Genomic DNA, 25,792 nt, shown 5'->3' with positions numbered 1-25,792 from the left:
GACACGACCACCGAGGGCCGGATCGGCCGGGCCTCGATGGTGTTCTACAGGTCCATCGCGTAGACCCGCACCCGGCGGCCGGTGTCCGGCTGCACGGTCTCGCGCTCCAGCGACATGCCCAGCTTGACCATCACCCGCGCGGACGCCTCGTTGCCGACGACGTGGATGCTGACCAGCCGCCGCAGGCCGAGCTCGGCACGAGCGTGGGCGACCACGGCCTGGGCCGCCTCGGTGGCCAGGCCCCGGCCCCAGTACGCGCGGCCGAGCCGCCAACCGATCTCCACGGCCGGCATGATCTCGGGCAGGAAGGTCGGCACCGCCAGTCCGGTGAAACCGGCCAGCTCGCCGGTCTCCTTGATCTCCACCGCGTACAGGCCGAAGCCGTGCTCGTTCCAGTGCCGCTGGTAGTTGGCCAGGCGCTCCGCGGTCGCGGCCCGGTCCAGGGTGCGGCCGTCATGGATGTAGCGCATCACCTCGGGCTGCGCGTTCACCGCCGCGAACCCGTCCAGATCATCGCTCTGCCAGCGGCGCAACAGCAGCCGCGGAGTCTCCAGGGACGTGGCATCAAGGGAGCTTGTCAGGTCAGGCACGTCCCCTTCGTAGCATTTCTTCGGCGCCCACGGCGACCACGGGGCGATGAGCGGCAAGCTCGCTCACACGGGCAGCGGCGCGCGCGAGGAGCCGGGCGCGCATAGGGTCGGCTCGACATGGCGCGCTTCCAGGACGGGTAGGACATGGACCGCGGCACCCGCGACGAGTTGGTCGGCCGCCTGGCCGAGGCAGTCGGGTCCGTCACGCTCGCACATCCGACGCGGGTTGCCATCGACGGACCGCCCGCCGCGGGCAAGACCACCCTCGCCGACGAACTGGCCGTCGCCCTGCGCGCACAGGGCCGCGACGTCATCCGCGCGACCATCGACGATTTCCTCTTCCCCCGGGCGCAGCGCTACCCGCGCGGCGAGTACTCGGCCGAAGGCTGCTACTTCGACACCCACGACCACGACGCGCTGAACCGGGTTCTGCTCGATCCGCTCGGCCCGGGTGGAGATCGACGGTTCCAACACGCGGTCTACGACAGCACGGCGGATGCCGTGCTGTCCCCGCCCGTCATGACCGCCCCCGCCGACGCCGTGCTGGTCTTCGACGGCGTCTTCCTCATGCGCCCGGAACTGATTGATCGGTGGGACCTGCGCGTCTTCGTGTCGACCGCGCTCGAGAAGACCGTGGATCGTGCCGTGATCCGCGAGCGCCGGGTGTCATCCCGGGCCGACATCGAACGGCGCTGGCGCGAGCGGTACATCCCCTCCCAGCAGCTCTACTTCGCTACGGTCCGCCCGGCCGATCACGTCGACATCATCGTGCACAACGACGAGCCACAGCAGCCGGTCTGGCAGACCCGAGCGCACTGACCGCACTCCATGCGACACGAGCGGACGCTGACCGGGCGCACGGTCAGTTCGTCCGGGCGTCGGCGCCGGGCCGGCCGGCAACCGAGCCTAGAAGCCTCGAAAGACGCCGTCCGGGCCCGCCGCCCGCGCGAACTCGAAGAAGTCCATGTTCGCGATCGACAGGTTGTTCTCGATCGCCTGGACCTGCCGTGGCAGTGCCCGGAACGGAGCTGTCTCGTCCCCATCGTTCAGATTGACGACGAGCCCACACACCGTCGTCGCGGAAGTCCGCCCGGACGACCGGAACGCACCACGTCTCCGGCAGGTCGGCCATGGCCTCAGCGTAACCACGGCGGCGTCCGGGCCGGCGTTCCAGCGCGCCCCGGGTCAGCCTGGCGCCGGCAGCCGGCCGGCCGCCGACAACCGCCGGATCACGGCTCGGTGCGGAACGGCGTGACTGGTGTGACCACCCACCCCGGTGGTGGTGACGGCGGCGAAGAGCGAGTTGAGCAGCGCCTCCTCGACCGCGTCCAGGACGGCGGCGAAGACCGGGTTGATCTCCCCGTCCGGGATGGGCGACCGGTCCGGTGCGGTGCTGAACGCGATCGCGTAGTCGCCGCTGGAGTTGCTGTAGGACGCACCGACCCGGCCCATCGCGAAGACCGCCCGTCGGGCCACCCGTCCGAGCTGCCGGGCGTCCAGGGGCACGTCGGTGGCCACCACGATCATGCAGGAGTTGCCGGGTGGTTCGGTTCGGTCGGCGTCGGAGATCAGCTCGTCGACCGGCAGCGGGACCCCGATTGCCGTGAGGACTCCGCCGAAGTTGGACTGGACCAGGGCGCCGACCGTGGCCGGACGGCCGGCCACCGGTACCGTCCTGGACGAGGTGCCGATGCCGGCCTTGAAGCCCAGAGCCGTGGTGCCGGTGCCGGCGCCGACGCAGCCTTCCGCCGGCGGTTCGCCGGTCGCACCCGTGAGAGCGGCGAGGACGTGTTCGTCGGTGATCGGGCGACGCCGGATGTCCGAGAGGTGGCCGTCGTTGGTCTCGCCCACCAGGGGGTTGAACGACAGCTCGCCCGGCCGGCGGTCCATCAGGTAGCCCAGCAGCGCGTCCGCAGCCCGGAACACCGACAACGTGCCGGTCAGGACGATCGGTGACTCCAGCACGCCGAGTTCGTCTACCTGGGTCGAGCCCACGAGCTTCCCGTAGCCGTTGCCGGAGTAGACGGCGGCCGGAAGGGTCCACCGTCCGGGGCCGAGCTGGCTCGGTACGACCGCGGTGACCCCGGTGTGCAGGTCGGCGCCGTCGTCGACGGTGGTGTGTCCGACCAGGATCCCCGCGACATCCGTGATCGCGTTGTGCCGACCGGTGGGCAGCGGTCCTACGACGACCCCGAGGTCGCGGGCCCGGCGGGGAAGCTGGTCCATGGTGCTCCTCACCTGGGGACGGTCTCATCTCCCGGCTCCGGCGCGCCCCAGCCGTCGGGAACGGGCAGGCCGGCGAGCCGCCGGGCCAGGACGGCGGCGCCGACCTGTGCGGCCTGGGCACCGAAGGCCGAGCGCAGCACCGGGGGCGGGGTCCGCCAGGCGAGGGCCGCGCGCAGGGCGTCGCGTACCGGGTCGAAGAACAGCGCGCCCGCGTCGGCCAGTCCACCGCCGAGCACGATGCGGGCCGGGTCGAGGGTCAGGGTGAGGGTGGCCAGGGCGATTCCCAGTGCCTGGGTGGCGTCGTTCCAGACGGTGGCGGCGACCGGGTCGGTGGCCACTGCGTCGGCGATGGCCCGGCTGTCCGAGTCCGGGGTGCCGCCGAGTCGGGCGTAGCGGCGGGCCAGTCCGCCGGCGGAGGCGTAGACCTCCAGGCAACCCCGCTGCCCGCAACTGCACGGCTCTCCGCCGGGGTGCACCGGCATGTGGCCGACCTCGCCGGCCGAGCCGGTCGCGCCGGGCACCGGCTCGCCGTGCACGACCACCGCCGCGGCGATGCCGGTGCCCAGCGGCAGCAGCAGGAAGTTGTCGAGGCCACGGGCCGCCCCGGCCACCGCCTCGGCGACGCCGGCCGCCCGCGCGTCGTGCCCGACCGCCACCGGGAGCCCGAGGTCGTCCCCGACGAGCGCGCGGAGCGGCACGTCGCGGAAGCGGAGGTTGGCGGCGTACCGCACCACGCCGTTCGTCTCGTCGACGAGGCCGGGCGTCACCACGCCGATCGCGGCGGGTGCGGCGCCGAGATCGAGCGCGTCGTCGCGCAGCTGGAGGCACAGGGACCGGACGGCCTTGACCGGGTCGTCGTCCGCGCGCGAGGGCGCGGTCAGCGTGTGCCGGCGCCGGCCGTCCTCGCCGACCACGGCCCCCTTGATGGTCGTTCCGCCGACGTCGACGGCGAGGACGCTCTGGCCTTCGGGCTGGGTCACGCGATCACCCGGTCACCACGGAGAGGTCCGCGGTGAAGTCGCGGTCCAGGGGGAACACCGGTCGCACCACGTTCCGGTACGGCAGCCGCGCGAGATCCTGGTCGACGCCGCCCGGTGTCAGGGCGAGCAGCCAGTCCCCGGCCGCGTCGAACAGTTCGGGTTCGAGATAGCCGATCTTCACCACGACGAGATCCATCTCGTCGACCTTGATGCCCAGCCGGGCGTAGGACTCCAGCAGGCGGTACTGCATCCGGCGGGACGTGACGAGGATGCTGAGCCCGCCGACCCGTACGCTGACGCACCGCCCGCCGTCGGGATCGTCGGCGACCGCCTCCAGGATCCCGTCCAGCGGAAGCGGCCCCGGGTCCCGGGAGTCGATCCGCCCGCCGACGGTCACCCGGACCGGTGAGCCGAGCGGCCGGTCGGCGATCTGCGCCACGGCCTGCGGGTCGACCAGCGAGGCGAACACGGCACGCCGGGAGCCGTCACGGATCTCGGGGCGGGCGAGCATCCGTGCCGCGGCGAAGGTGACGTCGTCGGCGCCGCCGGCGCCCGGGTTGTCGCCGGAGTCGCTGATGAAGAACGGTCGCCGGGCCGGATCGGCGACCGCGGCCAGGGCGGTGTCGAGGCACTCGTCCATCGAACCGGTGGGTGCGACGAAGGCGAACTCGTCGCGGGCTGCCCAGAAGTGCCCGCCGAGCTCGCGGGCCGCATCGGTGGTGGCGGTGGCGTCGGTGCCGGTGACGACGACCGCGCCCCGGCAGCGGGGCTGGTCGGCCCAGGCGAACCCGATCCAGATCGCCGCGTCGATGACGCCGTCGCGGGCTTCGACCGCACCGATCCGCGCGTAGAGGCCGCGGGCCGGCTCCTCGCGGGTGCTGGTCATCTCGCCCGGCAGCAGGATCGGCACGTGGACCAGCGCCTTGTGCGGGCGCTGCTGCCGGCGCAGCGCCTCGACCAGGTTCCGGGCGGCGCGCTCACGGGTCTCCCACACGTCGACGTGCGGGGCGGTGCGGTAGCAGGTGAGCAGGTCGCAGGCGTCGAAGAGCACCTGTGAGACGTTGCCGTGCAGGTCCATGGCGGCGGAGACGAACGGCTCCGGCCCGAGCACCGCCCGGATGGCGGTGACGAGGTCGCCCTCCGCGTCGTCGCGTCCGACGACGGTCATCGCGCCGTGGATGTCCAGCAGCATGCCGTCCAGGGGGCCGGCCGCACCCAGCTTTTCCACCAGCTCGGTGGCCCAGGCCTCGTACGTCGCGGCGTCCACCGCGCCGCCGGGCAGGGCCCGGGCGTGCACGAGCGGGATCCACTCGACGTCGGCGGCCCAGGGCTGGGCGGGGGAGAGCCAGTCGTAGCGCGCCAGCAGGTCGTCGCCCCGGGTGACCTCGAAGTCGTCGGCGGTGCTCAGGTGCGGCGAGAACGTGCTGGACTCGATGTGGATGCCGCCGATGGCGACGCGGAGGGGACGGGGCACGGGTGTTGCTCCTCAGGAGGGTCGTACGTCGGTCGTCGTGCGCAGCAGGTGCCCGAGGCCGACCAGGGCCGCATCCGGGCCCGCGACGCTGGCTTCGATGGTCAGGGACTGGGTCACGGACGGTAGGCAGCGCTCGTAGAGCATCCCGCGGGTCGCGGCCACGTAGACGTCGAGACTGGACAGTGCGCCGCCGATGACGACGGCGTCGGGGTTGAGGAAGTTGACCAGGCCGGAGAGGGCGACGCCGAGCAGCCGGCCGGCGTGGCGCACCATGGTCACCACGGTCGGGTCGGCGTCGCTGACCGCCGCCACGATCTCCCGGATGCTGGTCGCCGGGGAGCCCTGCTCGGCGAGCTGGCGGGCCAGGGCGGCGCCGCTGGCAACGGTCTCCAGGCAGCCCCGGCTGCCACAGGAGCATTCCCGCTCGCCGCTGTCGGCCACGCGGACGTGGGTGACGTCGCCGCTGAGGCTGCGCCCACCCCGGTAGATCTGACCGCCGCTGACCAGGCAGCCGCCGATGCCGGTGCCGGCCTTGACGTAGATCATGTCGCCGAACTCGTCCCGGCGGGTGACGTACTCGCCGATCGCCGCCGCCTTGGCGTCGTTGTCGACGACCACCGGCACGGAGAAGCGCTCGGCGAGGCGGGCCCTTGCGTCGACGCCGCTCCAGCCGGGCATCCGGGCCGGGCCGATCAGCCGCCCACCGGGGAAATCGACCGGACCCGGCAGGGCCACCCCGACCCCGAGCAGCTCCTGGCCGGCCGCGGTCGCCGCCTGCAGCCGGTCGACCGTCGCCGCGACGACCTCGAACACCTCCGCCGGGCCGGCCGCGATGTCGATGGCCACCTCCTCGGTGGTGCGCAGCCCCCCGTCGGGCGCGCACAACCCCACCCGGGCGTGCCGTCCGCCCAGTTCGGCCACAGCGAGGATCCCCTTGGTCTCCCGCAGTCGCAGGATCCGGGGGCGCCGTCCCCCGGTGGACCGGCCCACCCCCTCCTCGAGGATGACGCCCTCCTCCAGCAGCCGGCGTACCACGCTCGTCACGGTGGAGGGGGCGACCTGCAACGCCTCGATGAGGTCGGCGCGCGAGGTGACCGCGCCGCTGGCCAGCAGGCTCAGGGTCTGGTCGCGCAGCGTGGCGGAGATCGATGGTTCCAACGGTGCCTCTCCTTGTTCGGGCGGTCCTCCGGCGCCGCCTCAGTGTCGCAGTGCCCGGCGGGGTACGCGCCGGAGCCCACGCGAAGAGTATCGGTCGATGCTTCGCCGACTTCGATCGTACCCCGGCCGAAGTAGCCGAATAAAGAGGGTAAGTTTCGTTGACTCATCACTTCGGCCCGGATACATTCTCCGCGTCGAACGTCGAGGAGCAGCACCAGGCGGCCGAACGCGTGGCACCGCCGGTAGCGCCCGGAGACGCGGGGCAGTGCACATCAATCGAGGAGATTCATGAGGAGCAGATTTCCCCGGCGAGCCCTCCGCGGCGCGGTCGCGGTGGCCAGCGCGGTCGCCCTCGGGGCGGGCCTGGTCGCCTGCGGCGGCGGCAGCGGGTCGTCGAAGGACGGCGGGAGCCAGGGCAAGGACACCGCGACCGTCGCCTTCCGCACGCCCAACTGGATCCTGCCGATCTCGGCACCCGGCTTCACCCAGGGCGAGAACGCCATCTTCGGCCAGGCGCTGTACCGGTCCCTCTACCAGTACAAGCTGGACGGCTCGGCGCAGTACAACATCGACCCGCAGCGCTCGATGGCCGAGCCGCCGGTGGTGAGCGACGGCGGCAAGACCCTGACCATCACGCTGAAGGACAACACCTGGTCCGACGGCAAGCCCGTCACGACCAGGGACATCCAGTTCTGGTACGACCTGGTCAGGGCGAACAAGGACAAGTGGGCGTCCTACCGGGCCGGCGGCCTCCCGGACAACATCGCGCAGTGGTCGGTCAAGGACGACAAGACCTTCTCGATCACCACCACGAAGGTCTTCAACACCGCGTGGTTCGTCGACAACCAGCTCAACAAGATCACCCCGATGCCGCAGCACGCCTGGGACAAGGACTCCGCCACCGCGACGGTGAGCAACCTGGCCAGCACGCCGGACGGCGCGAAGAAGGTTTTCGACTTCCTCACCGCGGCCGCCAAGGACCCCAAGACGTACGACTCGAACGAGCTGTGGAAGGTCACCAGCGGCCCCTGGAAGCTGGCGAAGTACGTGCCGAACGGCGAGGTCACCCTCGCCGCGCAGCCGACCTACTCGGGTGTGGACAAGCCGAAGCTCGCCAAGATCGTGCTGCGGCCGTTCACCGGCGACGACGCCGAGTTCAACGTGCTGCGCGCCGGTGACATCGACTACGGGTACGTGCCGGCGGCCAACCTCTCCCAGGAGGGCTACCTCAAGTCCAAGGGCTACACGGTCTCGCCGTGGTACGGCTGGTCCGTCACCTACCTCCAGCTGAACTTCAACAACCCGAAGACCGGGGTGCTGTTCAAGCAGCCGTACCTGCGGCAGTCGCTGCAGATGCTCATCGACCAGCCGACGATCAGCAAGGTGATCTGGTCCGGCACGGCCGCGCCGACCTGCGGCCCGGTGCCGGCCAAGCCGGGCACCAACGGCGCCGACGCCGCCGGCTGTGTGTACTCGTTCGACCCGGGCAAGGCGAAGGAACTGCTGGAGAGCCACGGCTGGAAGGTGACCCCGGACGGGCAGACCACCTGCCAGACGCCGGGTGCCGGGCCGAACCAGTGCGGCGACGGCATCGCCGCCGGCACGCCGCTGAACCTCACCGTGACCAGCCAGACCGGTTTCGCCGCCACGACGAAGATGTTCGCCGAGATCAAGTCGCAGATGGCCAAGCTCGGCATCAAGCTGACCATCAAGGAGGTGCCCGACTCGGTCGCGGTCACCCCGGCCTGCAAGCCGACGGATGCCACCTGCTCGTGGGACATGTCCTTCTTCGGCTCGCAGGGGAGCTGGTACTACCCGGCGTTCGCCAGCGGCGAGCGGCTCTTCGCCACCGGCGCCCCGGTGAACCTGGGCAGCTACAGCAACCCCGAGGCCGACAAGCTCATCGAGGCCACCCAGTTCTCCGGCGACGAGAGCGCGCTCAAGGCCTACAACGACTTCCTCGCCAAGGACCTGCCGGTGCTCTGGATGCCGAACCCGGTGTTCCAGGTCTCGGCGTACCGGTCCGGTCTGCAGGGGGTCGAGCCGCAGGACCCGATGAACTTCATGTACTTCCAGGACTGGTCCTGGAAGTGACCGATCACTGATCGTCCCGGCCCCGGCGGCGCCCACCGCGCCGCCGGGGCCCCGACCGGGGAGGAGGCGGGGCCCAGGTGGTCCGGTACCTCATCACGCGCTTGGGCCAGGCCCTCGTCGTCGTCGTGCTCGTCACGGTGATCGCGTTCCTCATCCTGCACCTGCTGCCCGGGGGCGCGGCCCGCGCCACCCTCGGCAAGGAGGCGACGCTGGAGCAGTTGGCGGCGTTCAACCACGACATGGGCTACGACCGGCCCTGGATCCAGCAGTACGGCATGTACGTGCAACGCCTGCTGCAGGGCGACCTGGGCTACTCGTACCAGCTCAACCAGTCGGTCGTCGAGGCGATCAGCCAGCGGCTGCCGAAGACGATGGTGCTGTCGCTGCTGTCGACCGTGCTCGCCATCGTGCTGGCGATCCCGCTCGGGGTGATCCAGGCGGTACGCCGCAACCGCTGGCCCGACTACGCCATCACCTCGCTGTCGCTGCTGGCGTACGCCACGCCCATCTTCTTCATGGGCCTCATGCTGATCATCCTGTTCTCGCAGGTCTGGCCGATCCTGCCGCCCGAGGCGCCGCAGGGCTTCACGGTGGCGGAGGTGCTCGCCGATCCGGCCGGGCTGGTCCTGCCCACGATCACCCTGGCCATCGTCACCATCGCGGTCTACTCGCGGTACGTCCGCTCCGCCATGGTCGACAACCTCAACGAGAACTACGTGCGCACCGCCCGCAGCAAGGGCCTCTCCGAGCGGCGGGTGGTGCTGCGGCACACGCTGCGCAACGGGTTGTTCCCGGTCATCGCGCTGCTCGGGATGTACCTGCCCGCGCTGTTCAGCGGGGCGCTGGTCGTCGAGTCGCTGTTCAACTTCCCCGGCATGGGGCAGCTGTTCTGGCAGGCGGCGCTCAAGCGTGACTTCCCGATCCTGCTCGGGGTCACCGTCATCATCTCGATCGCGACGGTGGTCGGCGCGCTCGTCGCCGACCTGCTCTACGCCGCCGTCGATCCCCGGGTCCGACTCCAGCGGAGCGCGTCATGACCACACTCTCCGAGGCGGTCCGTCCAGGCGCCGTCCCCGACCAGCCGGCCGACGCCGAGGCGCCGGTGCGCGGCCTCTGGCGGCAGGGACTCGTCGTCTTCTGCGAGAACCGGCTCGCCCTGGTGGGCCTGGGCCTGTTCGTCCTGCTGGCCGGGGTCTGCTTCCTCGGTCCGCTCTTCTACCACACCGACCAGGTGCACACGGACCTCACCGCGGTCCACCTGGCGCCCGGCCAGCAGGGGCATCCGCTCGGCACCGACGGGGTCGGCTACGACCAGTTGGGGCGGCTCATGCTCGGCGGGCAGACCTCGATCATCGTGGGGCTCGCCGCCGGGATCCTCGCCACCGTCCTGGGCACGATCTGGGGCGCCGTCGCCGGGTTCGCCGGTGGCTGGGTGGACTCGGCGATGATGCGGGTCGTCGACGCCATGATGTCGATCCCGTCGCTGTTCCTCTTCATGCTGCTCGCCGCCATCGTCACACCGAGCGTGTCCATGCTCATCCTCATCATCGGCGCGTTCGCCTGGCTGGGACCGGCCCGGCTGGTCCGGGGTGACGCACTGACCCTGCGCTCCCGCGAGTACGTCCAGGCCATGCGGGGCATGGGTGGCACCGGCGGCCGGGCGGTGCGCCGGCACATCGTGCCGAACGCCATCGGCACGGTGATCGTCAACGCGACCTTCCAGGTCGCCGACGCGATCCTCTACGTCGCGTACCTGTCCTTCCTCGGCCTGGGCGTCCCCCCGCCGGCGGCGAACTGGGGCGGGATGCTCTCCGACGGCCTGGCGGACACCTACAGCGGCCACTGGTGGCTGCTGTACCCGCCCGGCATCGCCATCATCCTCATCGTCCTCGCCTTCAACTTCATCGGCGACGGGTTGAGGGACGCCTTCGAGGTCCGCCTCCGGCGACGCTGAGCAGGAGCAGAAAATGAGCGAATCGACCGTCCGACCCGCGCCGGCAGCCGGCGAGCCCCTGCTGGAACTGCGCGATCTCGACACCGACATCGCGCTGCGCCGCGGCACGGTGCACGCCCTGGACGGGGTCAGTCTCCAGGTCATGCCGGGGGAGACCCTCGGCGTCGTGGGGGAGTCGGGCAGCGGCAAGACGATGACCGCGCTCTCCGTCATGGGCCTGCTGCCGCCCGGCGGCCGGGTGTCCGGGGGGCAGATCCTCTTCGAGGGCCGGGACCTGCGCTCGCTGCCGGCGGACGAGGTACGCCGGATCCGTGGCGTCCGCATGGGCATGGTCTTCCAGGACCCGCTCACCTCGCTCAACCCGACCATGCGGATCGGCGTCCAGGTCGGCGAACCGCTGCGGGTGCACGAGCGGGTCGGCCGGGCGGAGGCCCGGGAGCGGACCATCGAGATCCTGCGCCGGGTCGGGATGCCGCGCCCGGAGCGGATCGTCGACAACTACCCGCACGAGCTGTCCGGCGGGATGCGGCAACGGGTCGCCATCGCGATGGCGCTGATCTGCTCGCCCCGCCTGCTCATCGCCGACGAGCCGACCACGGCGCTCGACGTCACCACCCAACGGCAGATCCTCGAACTCATCGACGACCTGCGGGAAGAGTTCGGGATGGCCGTCGTCCTGGTCACCCACGACCTCGGGGTGATCGCCGGCCGCGCCGACCGGGTCGCCGTCATGTACGCCGGACGGGTGGTCGAGACCGCCGCGACCGGGGAGCTGTTCCGCTCGCCGAGGCACCGATACACCGAGGCGCTGATGGAGGCGCTCCCCGAGTCGGCGATCCGGGAGTCCGGCGAACACGCCCGGCTCTACAGCATTCCGGGCCTGCCGCCGGACCTGTCCCGGCCCCTGACCGGCTGCCGCTTCGCGCCACGCTGCCGGCACGCCGGCGACGACTGCCGGGCCACCGACCCCACCCTGTCGACCGGCCGGCACCAGCACGCCTGCCTGCACCCGGTGCCCGCCGCACCGGTCACCCTGCCGACCCCGGTTTGGGGCGAGCCGGAGACGACCGGTTCCACGGCCGCTCCGGCGCGGGTCGCGCCGGCGCCGGAGCCGGCCGCCCCGACGGTTGGCGCGGGGGATCCGGCCACGACGCCCGTCCTGTCGGTGCGGGACCTGGTCAAGAACTACGCCGCGCACGGCCGCGGGCTGCTGCGCCGGACCGCCGGGCAGGTGAGCGCCGTGGCGGGTGTGTCGTTCGACGTCGGCCCGGGCGAGACGTTCGGGCTGGTGGGCGAGTCCGGCTGCGGCAAGTCCACGGTGGGCCGGCTGGCCGTGGGGCTGGAGCAGCCGACCGCCGGGCAGATCATGCTCGACGGCACGGACATCGCCGGCCTGGCCGGGCGGGAGCGTCGCCGGATGCACCGGCACGTCCAACTGATGTTCCAGGACAGCTACGCCGCGATGAACCCGCGGATGCGCGTCGACGCCATCCTCGCCGAACCCCTCGAGATCCAGAAGGTGGGCGGGACGGCGGAGCGGCGGGCGCGGATCGCGACGCTGCTCGACCAGGTGGGGCTGTCGCGGCGGGTCCTGGAACGCTACCCCCACGAGTTCTCCGGCGGTCAGCTGCAGCGCATCGGGCTGGCCCGTTCGCTGGCCCTGCAACCGCGGCTGATCGTCGGCGACGAGCCGGTGAGCGCGCTGGACGTGTCCATCCAGGCGCAGGTCCTCAACCTCATGCGGGACCTGCAGCGGGAGCTCGGCCTGGCGTACGTCTTCATCAGCCACGACCTGTCCGTCGTCGACTACATGGCGGACCGGATCGGCGTCATGTACCTCGGCAAGCTCGTCGAGGTCGGGCCCGCGCGGGACGTGGTCCGGGCCGCCCGGCATCCGTACACGCAGGCACTCATCGACGCCGTCCCCTCCGTCACGCCGAACGCCGCGACGGCGGGCGACGGGATGACCATCCGGGGCGAGCTGCCCAGCGCGCTGAACCCGCCCGCCGGGTGCCGGTTCCGGACAAGGTGCCCCCTGGCCCAGGACGTCTGCGAGACCGAGCCGCCGCTGGCCGGCGACGCGCACCAGGTGGCCTGCCACTTCCCGCTGCGTCCGGAGTCGACCGCGGCGTCCGCCCGGGCCGGGGCGGCCGCATGACCACGGTCGAGATCTGCGTGAGTGACGTGCCGACCGCGCTGGTGGCCGAGGCCGCCGGAGCCGACCGGCTGGAGCTGTGCGCCGACCTCGGCCAGGGCGGCACCACGCCGAGCCCGGGGACGGTCGAGGTCGCGCTGCGGACGTTGCGCCGGGTGGGCGTACGGGTCATGGTCCGGCCCCGTGGCGGTGACTTCCGGGTGAGCGGGATCGAGGAGCAGGTCATGCTCGCCGACATCGAGGCCATCCGCAGCCTGGCCAATCCGCACGGTCTCGCGGTCGGGGTGGTGGTCGGTGCCGTCACCGCCGACGGCGGCCTCGATCTGCCCGTGCTGCGGCGCCTCATCGAGGCGGCGGGACCGCTGCCGGTGACGGTGCACAAGGCGTTCGACGAGGTCGGCGACCAGCTGCGGGCGATCGAGGAACTCGTCGACCTCGGGGCCGACGCGGTGCTCACCTCCGGCGGGGCACCGACCGCGCTGGCCGGTGCCACGCGCATCGCCGCCCTGCGACAGCGGGCCGGCGACCGGCTGCGGGTCATCGCCGGCGGCGGCATCCGGTCGCACAACGTCCGGCAGGTGCTCGCGGCCACCGGAGCGCGGGAGGTGCACCTGAGGGCGCCGGTGCGGCGTGACGGACGCGAGGCCACGGACGGCAACGAGGTACGGCGGGTTGTCGACGCCACGCGTGTCCAGACGGATCCGGCCCAGAGGAACAGCTCTCTTCTCAGTGAGTAGCTGCCGGCGGACCCCGTCGACGCTGCGCTGGGGAACGTCGCACCGATGTCCTCCCGGTGGACGTGGCCCGACAACCTCAGAGCAGGCCGCGCTGGACCGCGCGGACACCGGCCTGGAACCGGCCGGTGGCGTCGAGTTCGTCGAGCAGCGCGGCGATCCGGCGGCGGACCGTCCGTGGGCTCACCCCGAAATGGCGGGCGATCGACTCGTCCTTCATCCCCGCGGTGAGCAGGTCGACGAGTTCGTTCGTGCCGGGGTCGCGCGCCACCGTGCCGCCGTCGCGGCCCGACCCGAACCGGATGGGGCTGGCGTGCGACCACAGTTGCTCGAAGATGGCCTGGAGACCGTCGGTCAGCGCCGAACGCGCCGCCACGACCGAAAGGGTCTCCGGCGCGGTCTCTTCGCCGGCGAGGAGCACCACGGCGGTCTCCCGGTCGACCACCAGCAGCTTCATGGGTACCTGCGGCAGAGTCCGGGCCTCCTCGCCGTTGTCGACCATCCACTGGATTCGGGCGACCAGCGCCGGTTCGTCGAGGACCTGGCTGGCGTACAGCGAGCGGAACCGGACGCCTCGGCGCAGCAGACCGAGTTCGGCGTCACTGACGTGCGTGCTGCTCGGCGCGACGTACGGCGGGCTGTCGATCCCGACCACCTCCGTCCTCGCCGAGCCGAGCAGGTCGTAGATGCGGCTCGCAGTCGCCGTGCGCCCCTCGACCACCTCGAACAGTCGTCGCGGTTCGGTACGCATGAGCCCGGCGGCGAACACCCGTGACAGCTCGTACGACGCGGCCTCGAGCCGGTCCAGGGCATGCCGGCGGTCCCGCACCAGCGCGGCCAGGCCGGCGAGCGGGTCCACGGCCTGGTAGCGGCCGTCGTCGGCGCTGTCGTGACGTACCAGGCCCAGCGACACCAGGCGGTCCAGCGCGGCGCGCACCTGCGCGGCCGAGCACGCCAGTGCCTCGGCGTGCGACCCGGCGTCGGCCCCGGGGTCGAGCAGGAGCCGCCGGTACACCTGTTGGTCCAGGTCGGACAGCCCGATCAGATCCCACGCACCCGGCTCACCGTTGCCCGTCACAGCCGCGAGCATAGGCCCGCGCGGCCGAAACCGGCACCTGGCCGGATCGGGCATCCTTGCGTGCCGTCCCGCTGTTATCGTCTCGCAGCCGGTGTGCCTGGCGCGCGGAGAGCAGGTGAGATCCCTCGTGACGACGCGTGACGCAGTGCCGCTCGTTGCCGGCACGAATGGGGAGGATCACTATGTCGCGTCGTCTGTTACGCGCGTTCGCGTTAGCCGCCATAGGTGTCAGCACACTGGTCGCCCAGGCTACTCCCGGCGCCATGGGCCTGGCCCACGCGGCTCCGGCGGCCACGGTGTCCACGGGTTCCGCCCCCACGGCCGCCGGCGGGTCCGGCCAGTGGCGGCTCGAGCGGGTGTGCTCCGGGCCCGTACAGCCGGGGTACGCGCAGTGCCATTCGATCCGCCGCATCCCGCCGACGGCTCCCGCGCAGCCGTCCCCGCCGTCCCCGAAGGCCAGCGCCACCGAGCCGATCTACGGGTACGGGCCGGCCGACCTCACCTCCGCATACAACCTGCCCGCCGCGGGGGGTGACGGCGTCACCGTCGCGGTCGTGGCCGCCTTCGACAACCCGACGGCCGAGGCCGACCTCGCGGTCTACCGGGCGCACTGGGGCCTGCCCCCGTGCACCACCGAAAACGGCTGCTTCAAGAAGATCGACCAGCGGGGCGGCCAGACCTACCCCATAGCGGACGGGACTTGGGCCGGGGAGATCTCGCTCGACCTCGACGCCGTGTCGGCGGTGTGCCCCCGCTGCCACCTCCTGCTGGTCGAGGCCGACAGCAACTCGGCCGGAGACCTGGGGCAGGCCGTCGACCAGGCCGTCGCCAGCGGCGCGCAGGTGGTGTCGAACTCCTACGGCGGTCCCGAACACGCCGACGTGAACTCCAACTACGGGAAGTACTACCAGCACCCCGGGGTGGCGATCGTCGCGTCCTCCGGCGACTACGGGTACGGCATGTCCTTCCCCGCCTCGTCGCCGTACGTGACGGCCGTCGGCGGCACCACACTCGCCCGCGACGACACCATCGGCCGCGGCTGGACGGAACAGGTGTGGAACAACTACGCCGGCGCGCCGGGCAGCGGCTGTTCCACAGTGGAACCGAAGCCGTACTTCCAGGCCGACCCCGGCTGCCACGGCCGCAGCGTCGCCGACGTGTCAGCCCTCGCCGACCCGCTCAACGGTCTGGCGGTCTACCAGACCTTCGGCGGCTACGGCTGGGCGCCGTACGGCGGCACGAGCCTCGCCGCCCCCATCATCGCCGGCGTGTACGCGCTCGCCGGCCGGACGCCGCCGGGCGACACGCCGAACTGGTACCCCTACGCCGCGTCCGCCGGCAGCCTCAACGACATCACCGAGGGGCGGAACGGCATTTGCGACCCGGCGCCAGCGTACCTGTGCACCGCCGGTGAGGGGTTCGACGGCCCGACGGGTCTCGGGACCCCGAACGGGGTCGCCGCGTTCCGGGCACCCGGTCCCCACGGCCATCTCGCCGGCACCGTGACCGACGCGACCAGCCACGCGCCGGTCGCGAACGCCACCGTCACGGTGAGCGGCGGTGGCCAGGCCGTCACCGCCACCACCGACGCCGCCGGGCGGTTCGCCGTCACCCGGCCCACCGGCACGTTCACCGTCGCGGTTACCGCGTTCGGCTACGCCGATGCGACCCGGACCGCCGAGGTCACCGACGGCCAGACGGCCACCGTGGACGTCGCGCTGCGCGCGCAGCCACTGGTCACGCTGTCCGGCACGGTGACCGACGGTTCCGGGCACGGCTGGCCGCTGTACGCCACGGTGTCCGCACCCGGCACACCACTGCAGCCCGTGCGCACCGACCCGTTCACCGGCCGCTACCGCATGCGGGTGCCCGTACAGTCCGCCGTGACCCTGCGCGTGAAGGCCGACGCGGCCGGATACCGCACCGCCGACGCGCAGGTGACCATCGACGCCACCGACGTCGGCCGGGACCTCGCGGTGCCCGTGGACGACGAGACCTGTACGGCCGCCGGCTACCACCACAACTACGCCGGCCTGCCCGCCGAACCGTTCGACTCCACCGACGTGCCGGCGGGCTGGCGGGTCGACAACGCGACCCAGAACGGGTGGGAGTTCAACCGGGGTACCGTGATCCCGCGTACCAACGAGACGACGGGCAGCGGGAACTTCGCCCTCATCGACACCCAGTTCCAGGACCGCAAGGACACCACCCTCACCACACCGCCGGTCGACCTCACCGACGTCGACCACCCCGTGATCGGGCTGCGCACCCGCTTCGTCGGGTACCTGCCGACGCAGTCGGCCGACGTGGGCGTCTCCACCGACGGCGGAGCCACCTGGTCGACCGTCTGGAAGCAGGATGGGCTGGCCATCATCAACGGGCCGCTGGCAGTGCCGATCCCGCAGGCGGCCCACCACCGCGGGGTGCTGGTGCGGTTCCACTACGCCGGGCAGTTCGCCCGCTATTGGGAACTCGACGACGTGTACGTCGGCACGCGTACCTGCAACCCGGTGACCGGCGGGATCGTCGCCGGCCGGGTCCTCGACGCGACCACCGGCGACGGCGTCGACGGGGCCACCGTGACGGCGGTCGCCCACCCGAACGCGCAGGCCACGTCGGTGGCCACCCCCGACGACGACACCATCGGCGACGGATACTTCGCCCTGTTCGCCCCGGGCGGCGGCGACCAGCGGTTCACCGCGTCGGCGCGCAACCGGGTCAGCAGCACGCGGTCGGTGCACGTCTCGGCCGACACCGTCAACAGGGCCGACTTCTCGCTGGCCGCCGCGGCGCTCACCATCCGCCCCGCGACGGTGACGCGTAGCGTCCGGCTCGGCGACAGCGAGCAGGCGGCGTTCACCGTCACCAACTCGGGGTCGGCGCCGGCGCACGTCTCCCTCGTGGAGCAGCCCGGCGGCTTCACCCCGGTCGGCGGGCGGGTCGCCGCCGCGGCGGTTCCGGTGCGACGGGTCCCGGGCGTGGCCTCGGGCGTCCGGCACGCCCCCGCCGGGCAGCGCGCCGTTGCCTCACCGACCGTCACCTCGCAGCCAACCACCGCCTCGGCATCGTCCGACGGTCCGGCATGGGCGCCGATGGCCGACTACCCGGGCGGCCCGATCATGGACAACGCGATGGCCCGCGGCGACGACGGCAAGGTCTACGTCGTCGGTGGCACGCACGACGGCTACGGCCCCACGGCGAAGGGGTACGTCTACGACCCGGTCCGACTGCTGTGGTCGGCACTGCCCGACCTGCCGGTGCCCGTGCAGAAGCCGGTGGCGGCGTTCGTCTCCGGCCGGCTCGTCGTCGCCGGCGGCTGGGGACCGTTGGACGCCGTCACTGACGTGCAGGTCTACGACCCGGTGACCAAGGTGTGGACGCGCGGCGCGTCGATGCCCGCACCCCGGGCCGCCGCCGGCAGCGCCGTCCTCGACAGCCTGCTGTACGTGGTGTCCGGTTGCGCCACCGGCGACTGCGCCCCGGCCACCACCACTGTGTTTGTGTACGACGCGGCACACGACCGGTGGAGCAGCAGAGCGGACTACCCGGCGAGCGAGGCGTTCATGTCCTGCGGCGGACTGGCCGGCCGGGTGATCTGCGCCGGCGGTGTGGACATCACGACCGGTGACGGGTCGGCCGCCGCCCACTCGTACGACCCGCGCACGGACGCGTGGACCCGCGTGGCCGGCCTGCCGACCGGCTGGTGGGGCGCGGCGTCGACGGTCGCCAACGGGCAGCTGTTGCTGAGCGGCGGCGTCGCCGGTGGCACGGGCCCGACGTCGTCCGTGACCAACGAGGGGCACGCCTACGATCCGATGACCGGCGCCTGGCACGCCCTGCCGAACGCACCGGCGCCGTTCTACCGCGGCGCCGCCGCGTGCGGCGTCTACCGGGTCGGCGGGGCGCTGCAACACTTCGAGGCCACGGCGAGCGGCCAGGAGCTGCCGGGGTACGACATCTGCGGGCCGTCCGGCGACGTGCCGTGGCTCTCCGCGAGCCGGGATGCCTTCACGCTGCGGCCCGGGGAGAGCCGGACCGTGACGCTCAAGCTCGACGCCGGCGACGCGTCGACGGTGGACCAGCCGGGCGACTACCACGCCGCGGTGGCGGTCCGGGTCGACGGTCCCGTGCAGCCCGCGCCCGTACAGGTCACGATGCACGTCGATCCGCCGAAGCGGTGGGGTCGGCTGAGCGGCACGGTCAGCGGAGCCGGATGCAGCGGAACCGTCGCGCCGCTGTCGCGCGTCACGGTCACGCTCCGGACGAAACACTCCACCACCACGCTGTGGACGGACGAGGCCGGCCACTGGTCGGTCTGGGTCGACAAGCGGGACAGCCCGGTCACGCTGGTCTACTCCGAGGACGGATTCAGCAGTTTGACAAGGACGATCAAGGTGCGGTCCGGTAGCACGGTCAACACCGACATCGTCCTGCAGCCAGCCCGCTGCTGACCCGAGGGCGCGGGCCGACCAACGCATCGGCGGAGGTCGGCCCGTGCCCGTCGGGCGCCTGGGGAGCCCGCGGACGTCAGCCACATCACCCCCGCCGGCCCGGGACCTGGTGGCGAGCGTCCGGTTGGCAGGATCGAGGCGTGCCGCTCCCGCCGGATGCAGGTCACCGCCGTGCGCGAGGCACTAGACGTGCGTGATCACGTTCTTGCCGTACGCGGTGAGGGTCTTTTCCTTGTCGTCATGCATCAGGTAGAGGGCGAAGTTGTGGACCCCGATCTCCTTGAGCTCCTGCAGCCGGTCGACATGGGCCGACTCGGGGCCGAGCAGGCAGAATCGGTCGACGATGGCGTCGGGGACGAAGTCGGTGGACGGATTGCCGGCGCGGCCGTGGTGTGAGTAGTCGTAGCCCAGGCGGCCTGTGATGTAGTCGGTCAGCGCCTTCGGCACCACCCCGGAGTCGCCGTAGCGGGCGACGAGGTCGGCCACGTGGTTGCCGACCATGCCGCCGAACCAGCGCAGCTGATCCCGTTGGTGTGCGAGGTTCGTACCCACGTAGGCGGGGGCGGCCACGCACATCGTGATCGAGTCCGGATCCCGGCCGGCGGCGTTGGCCGCCTCGCGTACCGTGCCGATCGTCCAGCGGGCGATGTCCGGGTCGGCGGTCTGCAGGATGAAGCCGTCGGCCTGCTCCCCGACCAGCCGCAGCGCCTTCGGGCCGTAGGCGGCCATCCAGATTTCCAGCTTGCCGTCACGCACCCACGGGATGCGCACCGGCGTGCCGTGGTGTTCGACCTCGCGTCCCTCGGCCAGGTCCTTGATCACGCGCATGGCGCTTCCGAGGGTGGCCAGGCTCGCCGGCGGTTGGCCGATGACTCGGCGGGCCGAGTCGCCGCGGCCGATCCCGCAGACGGTTCGGTTGCCGAACATGTCGTTGAGGGTGGCGAAAAGGGACGCGGTGACCGACCAGTCGCGGGTGCTCGGGTTGGTCACCATCGGCCCGACGATCAGGTGCTTGGTCGCGGCGAGGACCTGCGAGTAGATGACGAACGGCTCCTGCCACAGCACGCAGGAGTCGAACGTCCACCCGTGGCGGAATCCGCTGTCCTCGGCGGCGACGAGGCCCGCCACGACGTCGCGAGCGGGCGGGTCGGTCTGCAGTACGACACCGAACTCCACGGTCAACTCCTCGTCAGACCAGGTACTGGCTGAGGTCGCGCTTCAGGAACGTGCCGTGCCCGGCGGCGCCGTGAAAGGCGTTGTCGTCGACGACGATCCGGCCGCGGGACAACACGGTGGAGACCTTCCCGGTCAGCCGCATGCCCTCGTACGCGGAGTAGTCCACGTTCATGTGGTGGCTGCCGGCGGAGATCGTCTGCTCGGCCGTCGGGTCGTACACGGTGATGTCCGCGTCCGCGCCCGGGGCGATGACGCCCTTGCGGGGGTAGAGGCCGAACATCCGGGCGGGCGTGGTCGAGCTGACCTCGACCCAGCGCGACAGGGTGATCTCGCCCTTCACGACGCCCTGGTAGAGCAGGTCCATCCGGTGCTCGACGCCCGGCATCCCGTTGGGGATCTTCGAGAAGTCTCCCCGGCCCAGCCCCTTCTGGTCCTTGAAGCAGAAGGGGCAGTGGTCGGTGGACACCAGCGACAGATCGTTGGTGCGCAGGCCCCGCCACAGTTCCGCCTGGTGCTCCTTGGGCCGCAGCGGGGGAGAGGCGACGTACTTCGCGCCCTCGAAGTCAGGCTTGGCCAGGTCGTCCAGCGACAGGAACAGGTACTGCGGGCAGGTCTCGGCGAACACGTTCTGCCCGGTGTCGCGGGCCTGGGTGACCGCGTCGAGGGCGTGCGCGGCGGACAGGTGCACGATGTACAGCGGTGCGCCGGTGACCTTCGCCAGGGTGATCGCCCGGGAGGTTGCCTCTCCTTCCAGCTCGGGTGGCCGGGTCAGCCCGTGCTGTACCGGGTCGGTCCGTCCACTCGCCAGTGCCTGCGCGACGAGTTGATCGATGGCGATGCCGTTCTCCGCGTGCATCATGATCATCGACCCAGTGTCCCGGGCCTTCTGCATCGCCCGCAGGATCTCCCCGTCCGTGGCGTAGAAGACACCCGGGTAGGCCATGAACATCTTGAAGGTGTTCACGCCCGCGTCGATGCAGGCCTCCATCTCCTTGAGCGACGTGTCGTTGACGTCCGAGACGATCATGTGGAACCCGTAGTCGATCGCGCAGTTGCCGTCGGCCTTGCTGTGCCACTTGTCCAGCGCGGACAGCAGCGACGTTCCCTTGCCCTGCACGGCGAAGTCGATGATCGTGGTCGTGCCGCCCCAGGCCGCCGCGGTCGTTCCGCTTTCGAAGGTGTCGGCCGAGAAGGTGCCCCCGAACGGCATTTCCATGTGGGTGTGGCCGTCGATGCCGCCGGGCACCACGTACTTCCCGGCGGCGTCGATCACTCGTTCGGCGCCGGACGCCCACTGCTGGGCCAGACCCGAGTCCGGCGCGGCGAGCGCGGCGATCCGCTCGCCCTCCACCAGCACGTCCGCCGGGTACTCCCCGGTGGCGTTGACGACTGTTCCGTTGCGGATGACGATGCTCACGGGGTCACCAGCGATTCGTAGGTCTCCGGCCGGCGGTCGCGGTAGAACGCCCACAGGTCGCGCACCTCGGCCAGCCTGTCCATGTCGAGATCGCGGATGACGACTTCTTCTTCCGTGTCCGACGCGGCGTCGCCGACCAGTTGCCCCCGCGGGTCCACGAAGTAGGACTGGCCGTAGAAGTCGTTGTCACCCAACGGTTCCACGCCAACGCGGTTGATCGTGCCGACGTAGTACTCGTTGGCGACCGCGGCGGCCGGCTGCTCGAGGCGCCAGAGGTACTCGGACAGGCCGCGGCTCGTGGCGGAGGGGTTGAAGACGATCTTTGCGCCGGCCAGCCCCAGCGCCCGCCAGCCTTCGGGGAAGTGCCGTTCGTAGCAGATGTAGACGCCGATGCGGCCCACCGCGGTGTCGAACACCGGATAGCCGAGGTTTCCCGGCCGGAAGTAGAACTTCTCCCAGAACCCCTTCACCTGCGGGATGTGGTTCTTGCGGTGCTTGCCGAGGTAGGTGCCGTCGGCGTCGATCACCGCCGCCGTGTTGTAGTAGACGCCTGGTTGTTCCTGCTCGTACATCGGCACGATCAGCACCACACCGTGCTGCTCGGCGAGCTCACGCATCAGCGCGGTCGTCGGCCCGTCGGGGATCGCCTCGGTGTACGAGTAGTAGTCGGCGTCCTGCACCTGGCAGAAGTACGGACCGTAGAACAACTCCTGCAGGCAGACGACCTGCGCGCCCTGCGACGCGGCGCTGCGGATCGCCTCCACCGCGTTCGCGATCATCGACTCCTTGTCGCCGGTCCACTTCTGCTGCACCAGCCCGGCTCGGATGATGGTGCTCATCGGTTCTCCTCCTTGACGTGGGCGGTGCGCGGCATCGACAACGCCAGGTAGACGAGGAACCCGGCGATCAGACCGACCACCCAGCTGTAGTCGTAGAGCGGCTTGAGGAACGGGATGAGCCCGTCCTCGGGGAACGGCCCTTTGCCTGGTGCGGAGTAGGCGCCGCCCACCGCGAGGACCGCGCCGACGACGGTGGCGACGATGGCCGCCCAGTTCCAGCCGCCGGAGAACCAGTAGCGGCCCTCGGGACGGTAGAGGGCGGGCAACTGGAGGCGCGTGCGGCTGCGGACCCAGTATCCGGCGATGAGCACCCCGGCGACGGCGCCGAGCAGGCCGCCGTAGAACCCGAGCCACACGAAGATGTAGATGTTGGGGTCCTGCACCAGACGCCACGGCTGGATCAGGATGCCGAGCACGCCGGTGATCAGGCCCCCGGTTCGGAAGTTGACCAGTCGGGGTGCGGCGTTGGAGAAGTCGTACGCCGGGCTGACCGTGTTCGCGGCGACGTTCACCGACAGCGTCGCGACCACGACCGTGAACAGGCCCAGCGCGACGACCAGCGGGTTCTCGAACTTGGCGGCGAGCTGGATGGGGTCCCAGATCGCCTCGCCGTAGATCACGGCCGTGCCCGAGGTGATCATGATCGACAGGATGGCGAAGAACGACATCGTGGTGGGTAGGCCGAGGACCTGGCCGTACGCCTGCTGCCGCTGGCTGCCGCCGAACCGGGTGAAGTCGGGGATGTTCAGCGACAGGGTCGCCCAGAAGGCGATCATCCCCATCAGTGACGGCGCGAACAGCTTCCAGAAGTCGGCGCCCCAGCCCAGCTTCGACGGCTCGGACAGGATCGGGCCGAGCCCGCCCGCCTCGACCATGACCCAGATCAGCAGGGCGACGGCCACCACGATGACGAACGGCGCGGCCCAGTTCTCGAAGCGCCGCAGGGTGTCCATGCCCCGCCAGATGATCGCCATCTCGATCGCCCAGAACAGGAAGAAGGAGGCCCACAGCGTCCACGGGTAGTCCATGATCCGCGCCGCGTCGACCCACCAGGAGCCCAGCAGTTTCCCGGCGATCGCGTAGATCGCCTCGCCGCCGATCCAGGTCTGGATGCCGAACCAGCCGCACGCGATGAAGGCGCGGAGCAGGGCCGGAAGGTTCGCGCCGCGGACTCCGTAGAACGCCCGGGCGAAGACCGGGAACGGAATTCCGTACTTGGTGCCCGCGTGGCTGTTCAACAGCATCGGGATCAGGACGAGCAGGTTGCCCAGCGTGATCGTGAGGAACGCCTGCACCCAGTTCATACCGAGCTGGATGAGCCCGGCGGCGAGCAGGTAGGTGGGGATGTTGTGCGCCATGCCGATCCACAGCGCCGCGAAGTTGTACGTGGTCCAGGTGCGCCTCTCGATGGGCACCGGGGCGAGCTCTTCGTTGAAGTAGCGGCTGTCGGCGATCGTGGAGAAGTCACGCAACTCGACTCGGCCATCCGGATGGGTGATCTGCGTTCCGGGTTCGACCGCGGTGGTTTCGGCCGGGGGCAGGGGTTCGACGGTCATCGGTCACCTCCTGTTACGGTGCCGCAACACTGGCCGACCAACCCGGCTCACGCGCTCCTGGTGGGCGGTTCAGCGCGATCTTTATCTGGGAATGGTGGGTGTCGCGAGCCCGCCACGGGCAGCGGCAAAGTGTCCACGCTTGCCGTGATCGGGGCACACTCTGTCCACGGCATGCCCGCACCCACCTGTCAATCAGTACGGTGGGTGGATTAGCGCTGCGAGGGTCCTACGCGTCGAGTTCGTGCACCAGGAGCGCGACGTACAGCGACAGCACCGACTCCGGGTCCTCCAGCGACACCCCGAGCACCTGCGCGATCCGCGACAGCTGCTGGTAGTAGGCCGTACGCGACAGGTGCGCCGCGGCGGCCGCCGCCGACTTGTTCCCGCCCTGCTCGCAGTAGCAGCGCAGCAGCTCCACCAGCCGGCTGCGCTGGTGGGCGTCCCGCGCCAGCAGCGGGCCCAACTCCCGGTCTGCGAACGCCTGGACCCGCTCGTCCTCTCGCAACAGGTGCAACAGGCCGCGCAGGCGCACGTTGTCCAGCTTGTGGTAGAGCTGCGCACCGGGGGTGCGGAGGGCCGCCCCCGCGACGTGGGCGGCCTCGCCGAGGCTGCGGCGCACCTCGGCGGCGTGTGACACGGTGGTGCCGACCGCTACCAGCACCGGGCCGGCCGTCGAGCGGTGTACCTCCTCGGCCAGCCGACGCAGGACCGCGTCGACCCGGGCGTGGGCGGGCAGCGACAACAGCGCCCGTACGCTCGTGTCGTCCACGACGCCCACCAGGGCGGGCACCGACACCCGCCGTGCGGCCGACGCGGTCACCTCGGCAAGGTCGCGCAGAACCTCCTGAGTGGCCAGCGCAGGCGCGCGTGGCGTCACGTGCCCGGGCCGGATCGCCACCCCGACGAGCTGCCGCCGTTCGAGGCCGACGCCCAGCGCGGCCGCCCGGGCGGCCAGATCCGGCGGCGGTACCGCCTGACCGAGCAGTTGCGCGAGCAACATCCGATGCGTCTGCCGTTCCAGGCTCTCCCGATCACGTGCCACGAGCCGATGCACCGCCAGCGCCGACGCGGCCCGCTCCGCGACCACCATGTGCCGGTGCGGCGGAGGGTCCGGCGAGAGCAGCACCAGGCGTCCCCAGTCGGCGCCCTGCGCGCCGACCACCGTGACCAGCCAGCCGGCCTCCTCGTCGTAGGCCGTTCGCTCGGGCACGGCCACGGACCGGGACCGCTGACTCCAGTCCGCGAGCAGCTCGGTGGGGTCCTGCCCAGCCGCGTCGTACGCGAGCACCTCGTGCCCCAGCGTCTCCAGCACGACGGGCAGCCCGGAGATCCTGGCCACCTCGCGCAGCACCTCGGCCGGCTCGGCCCCGGCCACGGTGAGGGAGGTGAACGTCTCGTGCACCTGCTCGGCGGCCCGCAGCTCGGCGAGCTGAGCGTCGACGATCAGCGCCACCACCGCCTCGGTGACGGACACGAACCGCGTCTCTTCCGCGAGCGTGATCAGGGGGAGTCGGTGCCGGTCGGCCGCCGTCACGAGCGCCTCGGGTACGTGATCGTTCCACCGGCGGACCAACTCGATGACCAGTCCCGCCGCGTGGACCGCGGCCAGGTCGTCCACGTAGCCCGTGAGCGCCGCCGGCTCCTCGGGCAGGGCGATGCCGGTGGTCAGTACCAGTTCCCCACCGCGGAGCAGGTGCGCGATGTCGGCGACCTCCGCCACGTGGACCCAGCGGACCCGGCCCTGCATCCCGGCCGACCCGGCCACCACCTGCGGCCTCGCGCGCCGGAACACCGGCAGCGCGACGGCTTCTGCGACGGAGGGATACATCGCGACCTCCCTACTGCCGGGATTGCACACAACGTAATGGCAGCGGCCGCAGAGCGGTACAGGTTGCACATAGCGGTTGGAC

Annotated in this window: 19 protein-coding genes; 7 read left to right on the top strand and 12 right to left on the bottom strand. The window is 71.4% G+C overall.

Annotated elements, in window-relative coordinates; genetic code table 11:
* Window positions 1–44: 44 nt before the first annotated feature.
* The gene (locus RMN56_RS28130; protein WP_313720703.1) at window positions 45–590 is read right to left on the bottom strand and encodes a GNAT family N-acetyltransferase; all 546 of its coding nucleotides are present in this window, start codon (window positions 588–590) and stop codon (window positions 45–47) included.
* A gap of 144 nt (window positions 591–734) precedes the next feature.
* Here RMN56_RS28130 and RMN56_RS28125 point away from each other — a divergent pair, with 144 nt between their 5' ends.
* Entirely contained in the window at window positions 735–1,409 is a 675-nt protein-coding gene (locus tag RMN56_RS28125) for a cytidylate kinase family protein (RefSeq protein ID WP_313720701.1), read from the top strand.
* A gap of 87 nt (window positions 1,410–1,496) precedes the next feature.
* Here RMN56_RS28125 and RMN56_RS32780 read toward each other — a convergent pair whose 3' ends face one another.
* The 5 genes from RMN56_RS32780 to RMN56_RS28105 form a co-directional block, all read right to left on the bottom strand.
* On the bottom strand, window positions 1,497–1,661 hold the full coding sequence (locus RMN56_RS32780; protein WP_376787241.1) for a DUF6924 domain-containing protein: 165 nt from the start codon (window positions 1,659–1,661) through the stop codon (window positions 1,497–1,499).
* Window positions 1,662–1,775: 114 nt separating this feature from the next.
* Window positions 1,776–2,828 (bottom strand): P1 family peptidase, encoded by a 1,053-nt coding sequence (locus RMN56_RS28120; protein WP_313720699.1) that lies wholly within the window; start codon window positions 2,826–2,828, stop codon window positions 1,776–1,778.
* Window positions 2,825–3,796, bottom strand: coding sequence for an ROK family protein (locus tag RMN56_RS28115; protein WP_313720698.1), 972 nt, complete (start codon window positions 3,794–3,796; stop codon window positions 2,825–2,827). Before RMN56_RS28115 ends, RMN56_RS28120 begins: the two co-directional genes overlap by 4 nt.
* A gap of 4 nt (window positions 3,797–3,800) precedes the next feature.
* On the bottom strand, window positions 3,801–5,270 hold the full coding sequence (locus tag RMN56_RS28110; RefSeq protein WP_313720696.1) for a M81 family metallopeptidase: 1,470 nt from the start codon (window positions 5,268–5,270) through the stop codon (window positions 3,801–3,803).
* A gap of 12 nt (window positions 5,271–5,282) precedes the next feature.
* The gene (locus RMN56_RS28105; RefSeq protein ID WP_313720694.1) at window positions 5,283–6,428 is read right to left on the bottom strand and encodes an ROK family transcriptional regulator; all 1,146 of its coding nucleotides are present in this window, start codon (window positions 6,426–6,428) and stop codon (window positions 5,283–5,285) included.
* A 288-nt stretch (window positions 6,429–6,716) separates the two neighbouring features.
* Here RMN56_RS28105 and RMN56_RS28100 point away from each other — a divergent pair, with 288 nt between their 5' ends.
* From RMN56_RS28100 to RMN56_RS28080, 5 genes are all read left to right on the top strand, one after another.
* Window positions 6,717–8,522 carry a peptide ABC transporter substrate-binding protein gene (locus RMN56_RS28100; RefSeq protein WP_313720692.1) on the top strand — a complete coding sequence of 602 codons (1,806 nt, stop codon included), beginning with the start codon at window positions 6,717–6,719 and terminating at the stop codon, window positions 8,520–8,522.
* A 77-nt stretch (window positions 8,523–8,599) separates the two neighbouring features.
* On the top strand, window positions 8,600–9,559 hold the full coding sequence (locus tag RMN56_RS28095; RefSeq protein ID WP_151460687.1) for an ABC transporter permease: 960 nt from the start codon (window positions 8,600–8,602) through the stop codon (window positions 9,557–9,559).
* Complete coding sequence (locus RMN56_RS28090; protein ID WP_313720690.1) at window positions 9,556–10,476, top strand: ABC transporter permease; 921 nt, start codon at window positions 9,556–9,558, stop codon at window positions 10,474–10,476. The genes RMN56_RS28095 and RMN56_RS28090 overlap by 4 nt, the downstream gene beginning before the upstream one ends.
* Window positions 10,477–10,489: 13 nt before the next feature.
* On the top strand, window positions 10,490–12,634 hold the full coding sequence (locus tag RMN56_RS28085; protein WP_313720688.1) for an ABC transporter ATP-binding protein: 2,145 nt from the start codon (window positions 10,490–10,492) through the stop codon (window positions 12,632–12,634).
* A complete protein-coding gene (locus tag RMN56_RS28080) occupies window positions 12,631–13,368 on the top strand; it encodes a copper homeostasis protein CutC (protein ID WP_313720686.1) in 738 nt (245 codons plus the stop codon). Before RMN56_RS28085 ends, RMN56_RS28080 begins: the two co-directional genes overlap by 4 nt.
* 76 nt (window positions 13,369–13,444) lie before the next feature.
* Here the strand turns inward: RMN56_RS28080 and RMN56_RS28075 are convergent, their stop codons facing one another.
* Window positions 13,445–14,443 carry a helix-turn-helix domain-containing protein gene (locus RMN56_RS28075; protein ID WP_313720684.1) on the bottom strand — a complete coding sequence of 333 codons (999 nt, stop codon included), beginning with the start codon at window positions 14,441–14,443 and terminating at the stop codon, window positions 13,445–13,447.
* A gap of 263 nt (window positions 14,444–14,706) precedes the next feature.
* On the opposite strand from RMN56_RS28075, the gene RMN56_RS28070 reads away from it, so the two are divergent.
* Entirely contained in the window at window positions 14,707–18,894 is a 4,188-nt protein-coding gene (locus tag RMN56_RS28070) for a carboxypeptidase regulatory-like domain-containing protein (protein ID WP_313720682.1), read from the top strand.
* A gap of 183 nt (window positions 18,895–19,077) precedes the next feature.
* On the opposite strand, the gene RMN56_RS28065 is transcribed toward RMN56_RS28070, so the two are convergent.
* From RMN56_RS28065 to RMN56_RS28045, 5 genes are all read right to left on the bottom strand, one after another.
* Window positions 19,078–20,070, bottom strand: coding sequence for a TIGR03842 family LLM class F420-dependent oxidoreductase (locus tag RMN56_RS28065; protein ID WP_313720680.1), 993 nt, complete (start codon window positions 20,068–20,070; stop codon window positions 19,078–19,080).
* A gap of 13 nt (window positions 20,071–20,083) precedes the next feature.
* Window positions 20,084–21,487 carry a dihydropyrimidinase gene (gene hydA, locus RMN56_RS28060; RefSeq protein ID WP_313720679.1) on the bottom strand — a complete coding sequence of 468 codons (1,404 nt, stop codon included), beginning with the start codon at window positions 21,485–21,487 and terminating at the stop codon, window positions 20,084–20,086.
* Window positions 21,484–22,326, bottom strand: a complete 843-nt coding sequence (locus RMN56_RS28055) for a nitrilase-related carbon-nitrogen hydrolase (protein WP_151460647.1) — start codon at window positions 22,324–22,326, stop codon at window positions 21,484–21,486. The genes hydA and RMN56_RS28055 overlap by 4 nt, the downstream gene beginning before the upstream one ends.
* The gene (locus tag RMN56_RS28050; protein ID WP_313720677.1) at window positions 22,323–23,882 is read right to left on the bottom strand and encodes an NCS1 family nucleobase:cation symporter-1; all 1,560 of its coding nucleotides are present in this window, start codon (window positions 23,880–23,882) and stop codon (window positions 22,323–22,325) included. The genes RMN56_RS28055 and RMN56_RS28050 overlap by 4 nt, the downstream gene beginning before the upstream one ends.
* Before the next feature lie 226 nt (window positions 23,883–24,108).
* Window positions 24,109–25,710, bottom strand: coding sequence for a PucR family transcriptional regulator (locus RMN56_RS28045; RefSeq protein WP_262283994.1), 1,602 nt, complete (start codon window positions 25,708–25,710; stop codon window positions 24,109–24,111).
* Window positions 25,711–25,792 lie beyond the last annotated feature (82 nt).

This window comes from Micromonospora halotolerans (assembly GCF_032108445.1).
In the GTDB taxonomy this organism is placed as follows: domain Bacteria; phylum Actinomycetota; class Actinomycetes; order Mycobacteriales; family Micromonosporaceae; genus Micromonospora; species Micromonospora halotolerans.
The sequence above is the reverse complement of the archived record's forward strand: the minus strand, read 5'-3'. Positions and strand labels throughout refer to the sequence as shown.